This window comes from Pseudoxanthomonas sp. JC1303 (assembly GCF_058448525.1).
Genome location: NZ_CP185958.1, coordinates 1,642,969 through 1,658,134, shown reverse-complemented (window position 1 = coordinate 1,658,134; position 15,166 = coordinate 1,642,969). Strand labels below are relative to the sequence as shown.

The 15,166-nt window shown below is 70.1% G+C and carries 11 protein-coding genes; 9 read left to right on the top strand and 2 right to left on the bottom strand.

Annotation, left to right across the window (positions count from 1 at the left end; all coding sequences use genetic code 11):
* Nucleotides 1–87 precede the first annotated feature (87 nt).
* Genes ACORQU_RS07255 through ACORQU_RS07235 form a run of 5 tightly spaced genes read left to right on the top strand, consistent with a single transcriptional unit; the run spans nt 88 to nt 6,698 of the window.
* Nucleotides 88–1,641, top strand: coding sequence for an APC family permease (locus ACORQU_RS07255; RefSeq protein WP_491644214.1), 1,554 nt, complete (start codon nt 88–90; stop codon nt 1,639–1,641).
* Nucleotides 1,641–3,092 (top strand): amidase family protein, encoded by a 1,452-nt coding sequence (locus ACORQU_RS07250; RefSeq protein WP_491644212.1) that lies wholly within the window; start codon nt 1,641–1,643, stop codon nt 3,090–3,092. The genes ACORQU_RS07255 and ACORQU_RS07250 overlap by 1 nt, the downstream gene beginning before the upstream one ends.
* Entirely contained in the window at nt 3,092–3,733 is a 642-nt protein-coding gene (locus ACORQU_RS07245) for an FMN-binding negative transcriptional regulator (protein WP_491644210.1), read from the top strand. Before ACORQU_RS07250 ends, ACORQU_RS07245 begins: the two co-directional genes overlap by 1 nt.
* A complete protein-coding gene (locus tag ACORQU_RS07240; RefSeq protein ID WP_491644208.1) occupies nt 3,730–4,713 on the top strand; it encodes an alpha/beta hydrolase in 984 nt (327 codons plus the stop codon). Before ACORQU_RS07245 ends, ACORQU_RS07240 begins: the two co-directional genes overlap by 4 nt.
* Complete coding sequence (locus ACORQU_RS07235) at nt 4,710–6,698, top strand: alpha/beta hydrolase family protein (protein ID WP_491644206.1); 1,989 nt, start codon at nt 4,710–4,712, stop codon at nt 6,696–6,698. Before ACORQU_RS07240 ends, ACORQU_RS07235 begins: the two co-directional genes overlap by 4 nt.
* Before the next feature lie 3 nt (nt 6,699–6,701).
* Here the strand turns inward: ACORQU_RS07235 and ACORQU_RS07230 are convergent, their stop codons facing one another.
* Nucleotides 6,702–8,120, bottom strand: coding sequence for a glycoside hydrolase family 30 protein (locus ACORQU_RS07230; protein WP_491644204.1), 1,419 nt, complete (start codon nt 8,118–8,120; stop codon nt 6,702–6,704).
* Nucleotides 8,121–8,333: 213 nt separating this feature from the next.
* Between ACORQU_RS07230 and ACORQU_RS07225 the strand changes: the two genes are divergently transcribed.
* The 4 genes from ACORQU_RS07225 (at nt 8,334) to ACORQU_RS07210 (ending at nt 14,101) form a co-directional block, all read left to right on the top strand.
* Nucleotides 8,334–11,135 carry a TonB-dependent receptor gene (locus tag ACORQU_RS07225; protein ID WP_491644202.1) on the top strand — a complete coding sequence of 934 codons (2,802 nt, stop codon included), beginning with the start codon at nt 8,334–8,336 and terminating at the stop codon, nt 11,133–11,135.
* Between the two features lie 244 nt (nt 11,136–11,379).
* Nucleotides 11,380–12,063, top strand: coding sequence for a heavy metal response regulator transcription factor (locus ACORQU_RS07220; RefSeq protein WP_271648566.1), 684 nt, complete (start codon nt 11,380–11,382; stop codon nt 12,061–12,063).
* Nucleotides 12,060–13,511 carry a heavy metal sensor histidine kinase gene (locus ACORQU_RS07215; RefSeq protein ID WP_271648025.1) on the top strand — a complete coding sequence of 484 codons (1,452 nt, stop codon included), beginning with the start codon at nt 12,060–12,062 and terminating at the stop codon, nt 13,509–13,511. Before ACORQU_RS07220 ends, ACORQU_RS07215 begins: the two co-directional genes overlap by 4 nt.
* A 92-nt stretch (nt 13,512–13,603) precedes the next feature.
* Nucleotides 13,604–14,101: a hypothetical protein gene (locus tag ACORQU_RS07210; RefSeq protein ID WP_271648026.1), complete on the top strand. Its 498-nt coding sequence runs from the start codon at nt 13,604–13,606 to the stop codon at nt 14,099–14,101.
* Nucleotides 14,102–14,226: 125 nt separating this feature from the next.
* On the opposite strand, the gene ACORQU_RS07205 is transcribed toward ACORQU_RS07210, so the two are convergent.
* Entirely contained in the window at nt 14,227–15,129 is a 903-nt protein-coding gene (locus ACORQU_RS07205; RefSeq protein ID WP_491644200.1) for a LysR family transcriptional regulator, read from the bottom strand.
* Between the last annotated feature and the right edge of the window lie 37 nt (nt 15,130–15,166).

Genomic DNA, 15,166 nt, shown 5'->3' with positions numbered 1-15,166 from the left:
GCTTGAGCCTCCACGACCTGTCCGTCTCCTTCGCCATCGATGTGCGCGACAGCGCACGCACGTCCCATGACACCCAGGATCCCCGCCATGGCTGATACCTCCCGCCCGCTGGACCGCTGGCGCCAAGCCCTGCACCGCAAGTCGATCGATGTGGTGGTGGCCGATACCGAACGCGCCGGCCTGCAGCGCAAGCTTGGCGCAGGCAGTCTGTTGATCCTCGGCATCGCCAACATCCTCGGCGCCGGGATCTACGTGATGACCGGCGAGGCCGCGGCCAGCTTCGCCGGCCCGGCGGTGCTGCTGTCCTTCATGCTGGCCGCGCTGGCCTGTGGCTTCACCGGGCTGTGCTACGCCGAGCTGTCCTCGGTGATCCCGGTGTCCGGTTCGGCCTACAGCTATTGCTATGTGACCCTGGGCGAGGGCTGTGCCTGGGCGCTGGGCTGGATGGTGATCCTGGAATACGTGCTGTCGGCCTCGGCGGTGGCGGCGGGTTTCGCCGGATACCTGACCAGCCTGCTCGGCGATGTCGGCGTGCACGTGCCGGCATGGCTGGCCACCTCCACCCTCACCGCGCTCCAGCAGGACGGCCATACCGTGCTGGCGGGCAGCGGCGGCATCAACCTGGTCGCGGCGCTGGCGGTGCTGGTCACCGCCTGCGTGCTGATCGCCGGGGTCAGCCAGTCGGCGCTGGTCAACGCGGTGCTGGTGGTGATCAAGGTCGCCGTGCTGGTGTCCTTCATCGTGGTCGGCGTGCGCTATGTCGACGGCGCGCACTGGCAGCCGTTCCTGCCGCCCAACGAAGGCGGCTTTGCGTACGGCTGGCCGGGCGTGCTGCGTGCGGCGGCGATGCTGTTCTTCGCCTACCTGGGCTTCGAAACCGTCTCGATGGCTGCCTCGGAGACTCGCAATCCGCGTCGCGATGTGCCGTTCGGCATCCTCGGTTCGCTGGTGGTGTGCACGCTGCTGTACATCGCCGCCGGCGCGGTGCTGACCGGCATCGTGCCGTTCCGCGAGCTGGGCGTGCCCGATCCGGTCGCGGTGGCGGTGGATCGCATGGGCTGGCCGTGGTTCGCGGTGTTGATCAAGATCGGCGCGCTCACCGGGCTGGGTTCGGTGTTGCTGGCCAATGGTTATGGCGTGTCGCGCGTGGCGGTGAATATCGGCCGCGATGGCCTGCTGCCCAAGCTGTTCGCCCATGTGCACAAGACCCGTCGCACGCCATGGCTGGGCAACCTGACCTTCGGCGTGATCGCTGCCGTGCTGGCGGCGCTGCTGCCCATCGGGGTGCTCGGTGACCTGATCTGCTTGGGCATCGCTTCGGCCTTCATCGTGGTGTGCATCGCGGTGATGTGGCTGCGCTCGGTGCGCCCGGAACTGGTCGGCGGCTTCCGTGTGCCGCTGGGCGGCGTGTGGATCGGCAAGGCCTGGATCGGCACCGTGCCGGTGCTGGGCATCGTGCTGTGCCTGACCATGATGGCGCCGGTGCTGGGCGACATGGTCCAGCAAGTGCGTCGCGGCGATCCGCTGCCTGCGCTGATCTTGGCCGGCTACGTGCTAGCCGGCGCGCTCATCTACTTCTTCTACGGCCAGCGCCACGCCCGGCGCCTGGCGCATGCGAACCCGCCATCCCCGGAATCCTGATGTCTTCCCCTGAAGTCCCTTTGTCCCAGGCGTGCTCGCTGGGGCGCCTCGATGCGCACGACCAGGCCGCGTTGCTCGCACGTGGCGAAGTGTCGCCAGCCGAACTGACCGCCGCGGCGATTGCCCGCGCGCGGCACTTCGCGCCAACGCTGGACGCGCTGAGCCAACCCGATTTCGCGCGCGCGCTGGCGCAGGCCACGACGCTGCCGCCCCCCGATGCGCAGGCCCCGATGCGCGGCGTGCCGTGGCTGCCGAAGGACTCGCTGCGCGTGATCGGCATGCCGACCCGCGGCGGTTCGCGCAGCCGCACCAGCGCGCCGGCCACCGACCAGCACACTTTCGCGCAACGTTGCGCGGACGCGGGCCTGGTCGCATTGGGCAAGAGCGCGATGCCGGAGTTCGGCCTGATGGGCGTGACCGAGCCGCTGCTCGGTCCGGTCACGCGCAACCCGTGGTCGCTCGCGCACTCGCCAGGCGGCTCCAGCGGCGGCGCGGGCGCGGCATTGGCCGCAGGCGTGGTGCCGCTGGCGCATGGCAGCGACGGCGCCGGGTCGATCCGCATTCCCGCCTCGGCCTGCGGCGTGGTGGGCCTCAAGCCCGGCCGCGGCACCACGGTGCGCGTACGGGCGCGTCATCCGATCGAGGACCTGATCGTCGCCGACAGCCTGATGTCGCGCAGCGTGCGCGATAGCGCCTGGGCCTTCGCCGCGCTGCATCCGGATCGGCCCGCAGCGGTGACCGCGCCGCTGACACGACCGCTGCGTATCGCGCTGGCGGCCGATACGCTGCAGGGCGTGGCGCCCGATCCGCAGGTCGCCGACGCCCTGGCGCAGGTCGTCGGGCTGTGCGAAGCGTTGGGCCATCGTGTCGAAGTCGTGCCGTTGCCGCTGCCTGGCGCGCAAGTGTTCGAGGCGGCGATGACGCTGTGGTCGCACCTGGGCGCCGATGCGCTGGAAACGGCCGAAGCCGCGTTCGGTGCGGCCGGCGCGCGCACGGCGCTGGAGCCGTTCACCGTCGGCCTGTCGGACTGGAACCGCGCGCACTGCGGCGTGGCCGAGCTGGAACGGGCCTATGCGGTGCTGGCCACGTTGCCGAGCGCGTTCCATGCCTTCCACGCACGCCATGACGTGCTGCTGACCCCAACCCTGCGCACGCCGCCGCCGCGGATCGGCCGCTTCGCGCCGGACGGCGACTTTGCCGCGGTGTTCGCCGGCATGTTCGACTGGATGGGCTATACGCCGCTGCAGAACCTGGCCGGCACCCCGGCGATCAGCCTGCCCCTGGCGCATGGCGCCGACGGCCTGCCGATCGGCGTGCAGTTCGCCGCCGACCGCGGCCAGGAGCCGCTGCTGCTGGCCCTGGCCTTGCAGCTCGAATCGGCCGCGCCCTGGCGCGACCGCTGGCCGCCGGTGTCGGTGGCCACCCCGGAACCTCGCAAGGACACACACTGATGGGACATGCCCGCGACAGCCGCTTCGCCGCGCGCGACAGCAACGACCTGCTGCGCCTGCTCGCCACCCAGCCGCTGGCCTGGCTGGTGTCGGCCCGCGGCGAGGATGCCTGCTTCAGCCCGCTGCCGTTGCGCGCGCAGCTGGACGCCTCCGGCGAACTGGTCGGCCTGATGGGCCACCTGGCCAGACGCAATCCGCACGTCGCGCGCCTGGCACGCGATCCGCAGGCCACCGCGCTGGTGCTGGGCCCGCAGGCCTACGTTTCCCCGAGCTGGCTGGACGACCGCACCCAGGCGCCGACCTGGAACTACGCCGCGGCGGTGTTCCAACTGGAGGTGACGCTGAGCGAGGCGCCGCAGGACATCGCGGACGAACTCGACGCCCTGGTCACGCAGATGGAAGCCGGGCGCGCCCGCGCCTGGGCGCTGGAGGAAATGGGCGAGCGCTATGCGCGCCTGGCGCTGGGGGTGACCGCGCTGCGCGGCCGCATCGTCGCCCGGCACTCGACCTTCAAGCTGGGCCAGGACGAGGCCCGCCACGACTTCGCCCAGATCCTGGCCGGGCTGAGCGCCGGCGGCGAGGACACGCTGGTGGCCTGGATGCGCGACTTCGCCGCGCGCGAACATGGAGACATGCCATGAGCGCGGCGCTGGATGCACTGGACCCGCAGCTGCGCCGCTTCGTTGAGGACGTATGCGAGGAGGGCGCGCGCCTGCGCGCCGGGCGCGCGCTGGACTGGCCGCAGCGACGCCAGATCGCCGCGCAGGTGCGCGCGCCGTGGTGCGCAGGCGGTCCGGCGATGCAGCAGGTTCAGGAGCATTGGCTGGAAGCCGACGGCCACGCCTTCCGCGTGCGCGTGTTGCGCCCGGCCACGGCGCCGGCGGTCGCTCCGGCCCTGTTCTATCTCCACGGCGGCGGCTGGTGCATGTTCAGCATCGACACGCACGACCGGCTGCTGCGCACCTATGCGCACGAGGCGGGCGCGGTGGTGGTGGCGATTGATTACGCGCTTGCGCCCGAGCATCGCTATCCGTTGGCGCTGGACCAGTGCGTGGCCACGCTGGCCTGGCTGCGCGCGCAGGCGCAGGCGCTCGGCATCGATGCCGAGCACCTGGCGCTGGGCGGCGATTCGGCCGGCGGCAATCTGGCCGTCGCGACCGCGCTGCGGCTGCGCCAGGCACAGGCCTTGTCCGGCGTGCGCGCACTGCTGCTCAATTACGGGGCCTTCGACACGCGCATCTCCGCCGCCGCGGCGGGCCTGGGCACGCCGGAGGATCTGCTGACCGTGGCCGAGATGGAAGAATTCTGGACCAGCTACCTGGGCCCCGACGCGATGACCAACGACGACCCCCTGGCGCAGCCGCTGCGCGCCGACCTGCACGACCTGCCGCCAGCGCTGCTGCTCTATGGCGACCGCGATGTGCTGGGCGAACAGAGCGTCAGCATGGCCCAGCGCCTGCGCGAGGCGGGCGGCCAGGTCGAACTGCGCCGCTACCCGGGCGCCCCGCACAGCTTCGTCGAGGCGATGGTGGTGTCCGAGCAGGCGCGCGCGGCAGTGGCCACGGGCGCGGCCTGGCTGCGTCGCCATCTGGTTCCTTCCTCGCAGGAGAGCGCCGCATGAAGCGGATCGTGCTGAGCTGTCTGTTCGCCGTGTTCTACGGCGCGGGCGCGATGACCGCGGGGGCGCAAACGCCCACCATCCCGCATCGGCCGACGCCGGCCGACTTCGTCGCGCTGGCGCAGGTGGGCGATCCACAGATCAGCCCGGACGGCGCGCGCATCGCCTACGGCGTGGCCACCCCGCAGGGCGATGGCAAGCCCGCGCATCGCCAGCTGCAGCTGATCGCCGCGACAGGCAAGGCCGCGCCGCGGCCGCTGGACGGCGCCGGCACGGCCGACGACAGCACGCCGCAGTGGTCGGCGGATGGACGCCAGCTCCTGTTCCTCTCCGATCGTGCCTTGCCTGTTGCCGAGGCGACGCCCAAGCCCGCGGCGACCCAGGTCTGGCGCGTCGATGCGCAGGGCCACGACGCCAGGGCGCTGACCCGCGCGGCCAGCGACGTCGCCAGCTTCGCCCTATCGGTCGACGGCACCCAGCTGGCCTACCTGGCGGTGGATCCGCCCTCGCCGGACATGCAGGCGCGCATCGCCGCCAAGGACGATGCGGTCGAGGTCGATCATCCCCGCCTGTTCAAGCGCCTGTGGGTGCAGGACTTGGCCAGCGGAACGACGCGCGTGCTGAGTCCGCCCGGCCTGCAGGTGCAGGACGTGGCCTGGGCGCCGGATGGCCGGACGCTGGCGCTGCGCGTCTCCGACGACACCACGCTGAACGGCTACTGGTACCAGTCGCGCGTGGTGCTGCTGTCCCTGGCCGACGGCACGCTGAGCCCCCCACTGGAAGCATTGGCCTCGGCATTCCCGCTGCAGTTCTCGCCCGACGGCACCCGGCTGCTCTACGGCCATATCGCGCCCTACGGCATCGTCGCCACGATCTACGCCCACGACCTGACCAGCGGCAAGCGCGTGGCGCTGGCCGAGGACTGGCCCGGCACGCTGTGGCTGGCGCGCTGGCAGGACCGCCGCACGCTGGTCGCGCAGGGGCTGCATGGGGTGCGTGGCGAATTCCTGCGCGTCGACGCCGCTACCGGTGCGTGGCGTACGCTGGCGACCCCGCAGATCGCCTATCCCAGCTTCAGCACCGCGCGCACGGGCCGCACCGCCTTCATTGGCCTGCGCGACGACCAGCCGGCCGAGGTGTGGACGCTGGACGGCGGCAAGCTGGCCGCGCGCACCGACAGCAACCCCCAGGTCGCCGGCTGGGCCCATGGCCAGGTGCGCGAACTGGCGTGGGCTTCATCCAAGGATGGCCGCCGCATCACCGGGGTGCTGGTGACTCCGCCCGGCTGGAAGGCGGGCACGCCGCTGCCGACCCTGGTCCAGGTGCACGGCGGCCCGGCCGAGGCCTGGTGGTCGGGCTGGATGGGCTCGTGGCACGACTGGGCGCAGCTGCTGTCCACGCGCGGCTATGCGGTGTTCCTGCCCAACCCGCGCGGCTCGGAAGGCCAGGGCCATGCCTTCGCCGAGCTGGTCCGGCACGACTGGGGCGGGGCCGACTTCCAGGACCTGCTCGACGGCGTGGACATGCTCGAACGCGAAGGCGTGATCGACCCGCAGCGCCTGGGCATCGGCGGCTGGAGCTACGGCGGCTACATGTCGGCCTGGGCGGTGACCCAGTCCAAGCGCTTCAAGACCGCGATCGTCGGTGCGGGCGTGATCGACATCGGCGCGGCGGCGCTGACCACCGATGTGCCGACCTACGCGCCGGGCTACTTCGGCGATCCGGTGACCAACCGTGCCGAGTACGACGCGCATTCGCCAATCCGCTACGTGGACCGGGTCAGCGCGCCGGTGTTGATCCTGCACGGCGAGGCCGATGCGCGCGTGCCGCTGAGCCAGGGCCAGATGTTCTATCGCGCGCTCAAGTTCCATGGCGCGCCGGTGGAGATGGTGACCTATCCGCGCGGGCCGCACTGGTTCACCGAGCAGGCCGCCGGCCGCGACGTCCAGCAGCGCGTGCTGGACTGGCTGGATACGCACCTGCGCTGAGCGCTACGGCGATGGCGTCCAGGTGAAGGTCGCCAGGCTGCGGCCGGGCAGGGTGTAGCGGAAGCCCTGATTCCCATCGCGCACCGAGAAGGTGCGCGGCACCGGCGCGCTGTTGGCGACCACCAGCACGCGGCCGCCATCGGGATTGACGAAGGCCACGTTGTCCACGCCGTCCATCGCCGTGCTGGAGGCGACGCGATGCGCGCCGGGCGGGACGAAGCGGCTGGCGTGGGCCAGGGCGGTGTAGTCGTCGGTGCGGGTGACCTGGCCGCTGGCCGGGTCGATGGTGACCACGCCGCGACAGGTGCCGCAGCCGCCGGCATGCGGGCCGCCCTGCGGATCCAGGGCGAGGTTCCAGAACAGGACCCCGCGCGCGTCGTGGCGCACCGAATCGATGATCAGCCGCCGTGCCTGCAGCACCAAGCCGCCGCTGCGCAGCGGCTCCCAGTCGCCGCCGGAACACTCGGTCATGTACACGTCCTTGTCCGGGTAGGCGGCGTGCACGGGCGACTGCGCGTCCGGGCTGCCCTCGTAGCAGTGCCAGGCCACGGCATCCACGTAGCGCCGGGCGTCGGGATCGGCGAGCACGGCCAGCGGCTCCTCGGGCTTGCTCCAGTTGTGGTCCCAGTCGAACAGCATCGGCGAGGCAGCGCCACGCGCGGCCAGCAGCGGGCCGAGGTGCTGACCGATGAAGCGCGCGCGGGCCGGTGCGTTCAGGCGCATGCCTGGGTAGCTGCTGGGTTCGAAGTCCGGCTCGTTCTGCACGGTCAGCGCCCAGATCGGGATGCCCTGTCCGGCCATGGCATCGACGTAGCGCAGCAGGTAGCGGGCGAAGGCGTCGTAGGCGGCCGGGTCCAGCGTGCCCTGGATCAGGCTGCGGTTGGACTTCATCCACGCAGGCGCGCTCCACGGCGAGGCCATGACCTTGAGCTGCGGGTTGATGGCCAGCGCCGCGCGGGTGACCGGCACGACGTCGGCCAGGTTGGGCGCGATGGAGAAGTGCGCCAGCATCGGATCGGGCGCGTTGTCCGGCGTGTCGTCGAGGGTGTAATGGCGACGGGAGAAATCGGACGCTCCGATGGTCAGCCGCGCAAAGCTCAGGCCGATCCCGTCGCCGTCGCGCCCGAACAATTCGTCCAGCAGCGCGGCGCGGGCGTGCGCGGGGAGCTGCTGGATCAGGTCGGCCGAAGCGTCGGTGATCGAGGCCCCGAAGCCGACCATCGCCTGCTGCGGTGATCCGGCATCGATCTCGACGGCGATGGGCAAGGTATGCGGCTCCCCCAGCGTGGCCGGCGCCATTGGCGCCAGGGTGTACTGATGCGAATTGGTGCTCAGCCAGACCCGGGCCTGCCGGCTTGCGCCCAGGGCGCTGGCGGACACAAGCGCGGTCATCAACACGGCACAGCGAAGGAGACGGGACATCGGAACGGGGGCTGGCGGGCGGGCCAACACCCTGCCGCAGTGGCGCGCACAAGACATGCTGCGTCGCCGCATATCCGCACATCTGGCCGAGGCATACACGGCGCAAGCGGTTGGCCTGACTGGAAACGATTTTTGCCGGGACCTAAAACGTTTGACACGCTCTGTCACGGTCTCGTATGACAGCGTTGTCAGCTCAACGCCCTGGGAGGGGACATGACCAAGACTTCCATGCGGAGGCCTCGTGCTTCCGCGTCCGGCGTGCCCGTTGCGCGCCGCCTCGCCACCGCCTGCTGCCTGGCCCTGCTGGCCGTGCAGGCGCAGGCCCAGCAGGCCGCCGATCAGGCCCGGGCCGCCGACGACACGCAGGACCAGGCCACCACGCTGGACAGCGTCAAGGTCACCGGCATCCGCGCCGCCATCGCCAATGCGGTGGAGAAGAAGAACGAGGCGACCTCCATCGTGGAGACCATCTCGGCCGAGGACTTGGGCAAGCTGCCGGACGTGTCCATCGCCGACTCGCTCTCGCGCCTGCCGGGCCTGGCCACCCAGCGCGTGGACGGCCGCGCGCAGGTGATCAACATCCGTGGCATGTCCGAGCAGTTCGCCGGCACGCTGCTCAACGGGCGCGAGCAGGTCAGCACCGGCGACAGCCGCGGCGTGGAGTTCGACCAGTACCCGTCCGAGTTGATCAACGCGGTCACCGTGTACAAGACCCCCGATGCCGCGCTGATCGGCCAGGGCCTGTCGGGCACGGTCGACCTGCAGACCATTCGCCCGCTGGACCTGAGCGAGCGCCGCGTGGTCTTCGGCGGTCAGGGCGAATACAACTCGCTGGGCGACCTCAGCGATGACGGAAAATCACGTGGCTATCGCGCCAGCGCGTCCTACGTGGACCAGTTCGCCGACGACACCTTCGGCGTGGCGTTGGGAATCGCGCGGCTCAACTCGCCGTTCCAGGAACAGCACTACAAGTCGTGGTGGTGGGCGGACCTGGATCGCGTGGACTGGGATGGGCCGTACCAGGCCGGTCGTCCGCTCAATGCCATCGCCCTGCAGGGTGACGAAGCCTGGATCAAGTCGCGCGACCTGCAGCGCGACGGCGTGATGGCCGTGTTCGAGTTCAAGCCCAACGACCAGTTCCATTCGATCCTGGACCTGTATTACTCCAAGTTCGACCAGGACGAGGTCATGCACGGGACCATGTGGTCCAACGCCTCGGATTTCGTGGGCGAAAACGGCCTGGGCACCAGCTACACCAACGCCCAGACCACCGACAAGGACGGCTATCCGGTCGTCACCAGCGGCACGCTCAACAACGTGCAGCCGATCGTGCGCAACGACAGCAACCAGCGCCAGGACAAGCTGTTCTCGGTCGGTTGGAACAACGCCTTCAAACTGGGCGAGCGCAGTACCTTCACCGCCGATCTCAGCTACTCGCGCGCCAAGCGCAACCAGTCGGCGCTGGAGCTGTACGCCGGCCGCCTGGACGGCCAGAGCATCGACTTCGACCTGATGACCACGCCGGGCTATTCGCAGTTCGCGCTGCCGGACATGGCCGACGCCGGGGCGGTGTACCTGTGGGACCCGCAGCACTACAACCATGACGGCCGCCTGGAATACTCCCGGCAGAAGGACACCATCAAGGCCGGTCGCTTCAATTTCAGCCATGACCTGGACAACGAGGTCATCCGCAGCGTCGATGTCGGCGTGAACCTCAACAAGCGCACCAAGGAGAAGTCGGCCGACGTGTTCTTCGCCTTCCTGCCGGGCGAGACCCCGACGCTGGTCGATCCTTCGCTGCTGCAGTCGCCGGTGTCGCTGGACTTCACCGGCATGGGCGACGTGCTGGCGTTCAACCCGTGGGCGCTGCTGGACCCGTACTACGACGTGGTGCTGAGCGAATCCAACGACGACCAGCGCAAGGATTTCGTGGTCGAGGAAAAGGTCAACACGTTCTACGTGCGCGCCAACATCGACATGGACCTGACCGACCGCATCCGCGTGCGCGGCAACGCCGGCATGCAGTACATCACCACCGACCAGTCCTCGACCGGCTTCAACGCCTCCAACACCTCGGTGATCACGCCGTTGACCAATGGCGCGCAGTACAGCGACTTCCTGCCCAGTGCCAATCTGATCTTCGACTTCGGCGAGGGCTGGCTGATCCGCGCCTCGGCGGCCAAGGTGATGATGCGCCCGCCGATCAACTACCTCAGCGCCGACGCCGGCGCCGGCGTGGCCACCACCGGGCCCGAAGCGGGCCTGTGGTCGGGCAGCGGCGGCAATCCGACCCTGGAGCCGTACCGGGCCAATGCCTTCGACCTGTCCTTCGAGAAGTATTTCGGCGAAGGCAGCTACGTGGGCCTGGCGCTGTTCCGCAAGAACCTGCAGACCTACATCTATCGCCAGAACCTGCAATGGGATTTCAGTGGCTATACGCCCGACCCCGATGCGCCGACGCCGATCTCCAACATCGGCACCTTCAACACCTGGGCCAACGGCACCGGCGGCTACATGCGCGGCGCCGAGCTGTCCACCGCGCTGTCCGGCAGCCTGCTTGGCGACTGGCTCGATGGCTGGGGCACCCAGCTCAACGTCAGCTATACCGAGTCGTCGATCGATCCGGACCCCAACGATGACTCGGCAGGCACCGACACCATTCCGGGCTTGTCCAAGGTCGTGGCCAACGCGACGGTGTACTACGAGAAGCACGGCTTCTCGGCACGCCTGAGCCAGCGCTACCGCGACGGCTACCGGGGCGAATACAGCGCCCTGTTCGGCCAGCGCCAGTACCGCAACACGCTGAGCGAACGCACGCTGGATTTCCAGCTCAGCTACGCCTTCCCCGAAGGCAGCGCGTTGGCGGGCCTGACCCTGATCGGCCAGGTCAACAACCTCACCGACGAGCCGTTCCGCACCGAGGTCAGCGAGAGTACCGGCACCGGGCTGTTCTTCCCCGAGGAGTACACCAAGTACGGCCGGCAGTACCTGCTGGGCTTCCGTTACGAGCTGTAGGCGACGCGGAGGTCGTGGGAGCCGCCATGGCGGCGATGTGGCGCAACCGGGAAAGCCTCGTCGCCGCCGTGGCGGCTCCCACCCGTCCATCGGCGGCGACGCGGTTCATGCAACACTGCTTGAACCGCTGACAGAATCGTCAGCGCACTGTCAGGAAGGCGTTGGGCCCCGGTGGACACACTGGCCCGGTACCTTCCGACAGGACCGCCGCATGAGCATCGCTCCCGCCTCCTACCACGACGCCATGAAACTGCTGATCATCGAAGACGAGCCCAAGACCGCCGGCTACCTGACCCGGGGCCTGGGCGAGCAAGGTTACAGCGTCGACCACGCCGCCAACGGCGTCGATGGCCTGCACCTGGCCCTGACCGGCGACTACGACGCGATCGTGCTGGACGTGATGCTGCCGGGCATGGACGGACTGCAGGTGATGCAGTCCCTGCGTGCCCAGCGCGACACGCCGGTGATCATGCTCACCGCGCGCGACCAGGTCGACGACCGCCTGCGCGGCCTGGGCGCCGGTGCGGACGATTACCTGATCAAGCCGTTCTCCTTCCTGGAACTGCTGGCGCGCGTGCAGGCCATCACCCGTCGCGGCCGCGCCCACGAGTCCACCCAGATCCAGGTCGGCGACCTGCACATCGACCTGCTCGCGCGCCGCGCCACCCGCCGCGGCCGCCGTTTGAACCTGTCGGCCAAGGAGTTCGCGCTGCTGGCCGCGCTGGCGCGCCGCCGCTCGCAGATCCTGTCCAAGACGGTGATCACCGAGACGGTGTGGGACATCAACTTCGATACCAACACCAACGTGGTGGAAGTGGCGATCAAGCGCCTGCGCGCCAAGCTGGAATATCCGGGCGAAACCAAGCTGCTGCACACCGTGCGCGGCATGGGCTACGTGCTGGAGCAGCGCGAGGAAGACGCGGCGTGACCACCCGCTCCATCGCGGCGCGCCTGGGCCTGATGTTCGGTCTGGCCGCCACGGTGGTGCTGGCGATCCTCGCCGTCTCCCTGTTCCTGTTCCAGTCCTATGAGCTGCAGCGCCACAAGCGTGAGGAGCTCAGCGCGCGGCTGGTGATCATCGAGCGCCTGTCCCACCAGGCCAGCGACCTGAAGCACTGGGCGTACTTCCGCGACAAGCTGGCCGACTTCACCCCGGAGGACGGCAGCCTCTACTTTGCGGTCGAAAGCGCCGACCCGCGCTTCCGCGTGGGTGAGCGGTTCCTGGATCAGGCGACCTTCGACGAGCATGGCGAGGGCTTCGGCAACGCCATCCTGCCCAACGGCCAGCGCTATCTCACCGTGGCCCATGTCTTGCCGCCAGAGGGCGACCGCCCCGCGGTCCGCCTGATGGTGGCCGCCGGGCAGCGTGACATCGAATCGGCCGAATGGCTGCTGGCGGTGGGCATCGTGGTGCTCTCGCTGGTGGCCATCGCCGCGGTCTCGGCCACCGGCTGGTGGATCGCCCGTCGCGGCCTGGCCCCGGTGGACCGGCTGAGCGAGTACGCACGCCGGCTGGATGCGCGTGATCTGACCCTGCGCCTGCCGGCCGACGACCTGCCGACCGAGCTGGACGGCCTGGTGGTCTCGCTCAACGAGGCGCTGGCCCGGCTGCAGCGCGCCTACGAGCAGCTCAACGCCTTCAACGCCGATGTGGCCCACGAACTGCGCACACCGCTGGGCAACATGATCGGCGAGACCCAGGTGACCCTGTCGCGCGCGCGCTCGACCGACGCGCTGGAGTCCACGCTGCAGTCCAACCTGGAAGAACTCGAGCGCCTGCGCAACATCATCAACTCCATGCTGTTCCTGGCCCGCGCCGACCGGGGCGAAACTGCCCGCGACCTGGTCGAGGTCTCCCTGCACGAGGCCACCACCAAGTCGGCCGAATTCATGGAAATGCTCATGGAGGACGCCGGGCTGGAGCTGCGGATCGTCGGCGACGCGCGTGCCTGCGTGGAACAGTCGCTGTATGCCCGGGCGATCACCAACCTGCTGGACAACGCCCTGCGCCATGGCGCGGCGGGCAGCACCGTACACGTGGACATCGCCGACGGGCCCGACGCGGTGAGCGTCACCGTGCGCAACCAGGCCACGCCCATCCCGCCGGACAAGTTGGCGCATCTGTTCGACCGCTTCTACCGGGCCGACCCCTCGCGCACCGGCAGCGACCAGAACCACGGCCTGGGCCTGGCCATCGTCAAGGCGGTGGCGCAGCTGCACGGCGGCTCGGTCTTCGCCGAGTCGCGCCAGGGCGAGGTAGCCATCGGCCTGCGCCTGCCGCGGGTGCCACGCACCGACCCTCCGTCCCGCCCGGACAGGCCGGCTGCCCGCGCCGCCCGCGATTCAGCGCTGCCCAGCGCCCAGCCCAGCCACTGAGCCAGGCGCCGCTGGCCGCTGGGCGGCCGCCGCGTTTACAGTGCGGCCCTGCGTTGTGAATGGGCGCGCGCCGCGCCGGGATCAGGAACTCCATGCTTGCCCTGCTGCTCGCCGCCGCGACTGCCGTCGCCCCTGCGGACACCCGTGAAGTCACCGTGCAGACCGCCGTCCCGGCGCCATGCCTGGCGGTCTACCAGGGCCCGCCGCAGGGCAGCCACCTGCTGATATCCGCCCAGACCCTGGGCAAACTGGCCCATCAGGATGCCGACGGCCTGCCCCTGGACGCACGCATGGCCCGGATCATGGCCAAGCGCGCCCAGGCGCTGCTGGATGCCGCCAAGGGTGCCGCGCCCGATCCGCAGGGCTGCCAGCCGGTGTCGCTGGCCCCGCTGCACGATGCCGGCTACGTCGTCATCCCCCTGATCGAGGCCGGCCGGGTCGCGGTGTGGTCGCAGGCGCGCGGCGCCCTGGCGTCCACGATCCACACCCGGCAGAACGCCTGCACCCTGGATGCACCGGCCGGTGGCTTCAGCGCCACGATCGAAGGCGAGGCCACCGCGTTCTTCGCCATGGTCACCTGCGTGACCTGAGCGCCATGGGTGTGGGCGACGGGTGGGGTCCGGCACATTGGCGAGTGGCTTGATCGGGAAGGTCTCGTCGCCGCCGTGGCGGCTCCCCCAGCAGCGATGCCCTCAACGCTTCCTCGAAAGCGGACTCAGGGCGGGGCGAACAGCGCCTGCAGCCGCTCGGCCAGCAGGGCATGCAGCTGGCGCACCGCCGGGGAGAACTGACGCCGGTGCGGGCATGCCAGCTGGATCGGAAACGGCTCGCCGTGGTCGGGCAACAACCACTCCAGGCGACCGGCGGCGATGTCGGCCTGCACGTCCAGCCACGACTTGTAGGCGATCCCGTGCCCGGCCAGCGCCCACTGGCGGGTGATGTCGGCGTTGTTGCTCAGCAGGCTGCCACGCACGTTCACCACCTGGCGCTGGCCGTCCACCTCGAAGTTCCAGCGGTCGTAGGCGCGCGCGCCCACCATGTACAGCACCGCCTCGTGTTCGCGCAGGTCCTCCAGCCGCGTCGGCCGTCCACGCCGCGCCAGGTAGTCCGGCGCGGCGACCAGGACGTGGCGGTTGTCCGGCAGCAGCGGCAGGGTCACATAGCGCGCATCGTCGAAGCGGCCCTGGCGGATGGCCGCGTCCACCGGCTCGCGGAACACATCGGCCACCTGATCGGACAACAGCAGCTGCAGGGTCAGCTGGGGATGGGCGGCGCGGAACACGTCCAGCCACGGCAGCAGCACGTTGCGGCCAAGGTCGGACGGGGCCGACAGGCGCAGCGTGCCGGTCAGCGGCGCATCGTCGCCCCGCAGGCGTTCGCGGCCCTGGCGCAACATGTCGAGCACCTCGCGTGCGGTGTCCAGGTACTGCTCGCCCTCGGCGGTCAGGCGCAGCGCGCGGGTTGTGCGGGCGAACAGGCGCAGGCCGAGCTCGCGCTCCAGGCGCTTGATCGCTGCGCTGGCCTGGCCCGGCAGCAGGTCGGCCTCGCGCGCGGCGGCCGAAAAACTGCCCAGCGCGGCGGTGCGCACGAACAGGGCCAGGTCGTCGAAGCGGATCATTTTCCCTCTGACGGTGAAAGTGATGCTCGATTGTGCC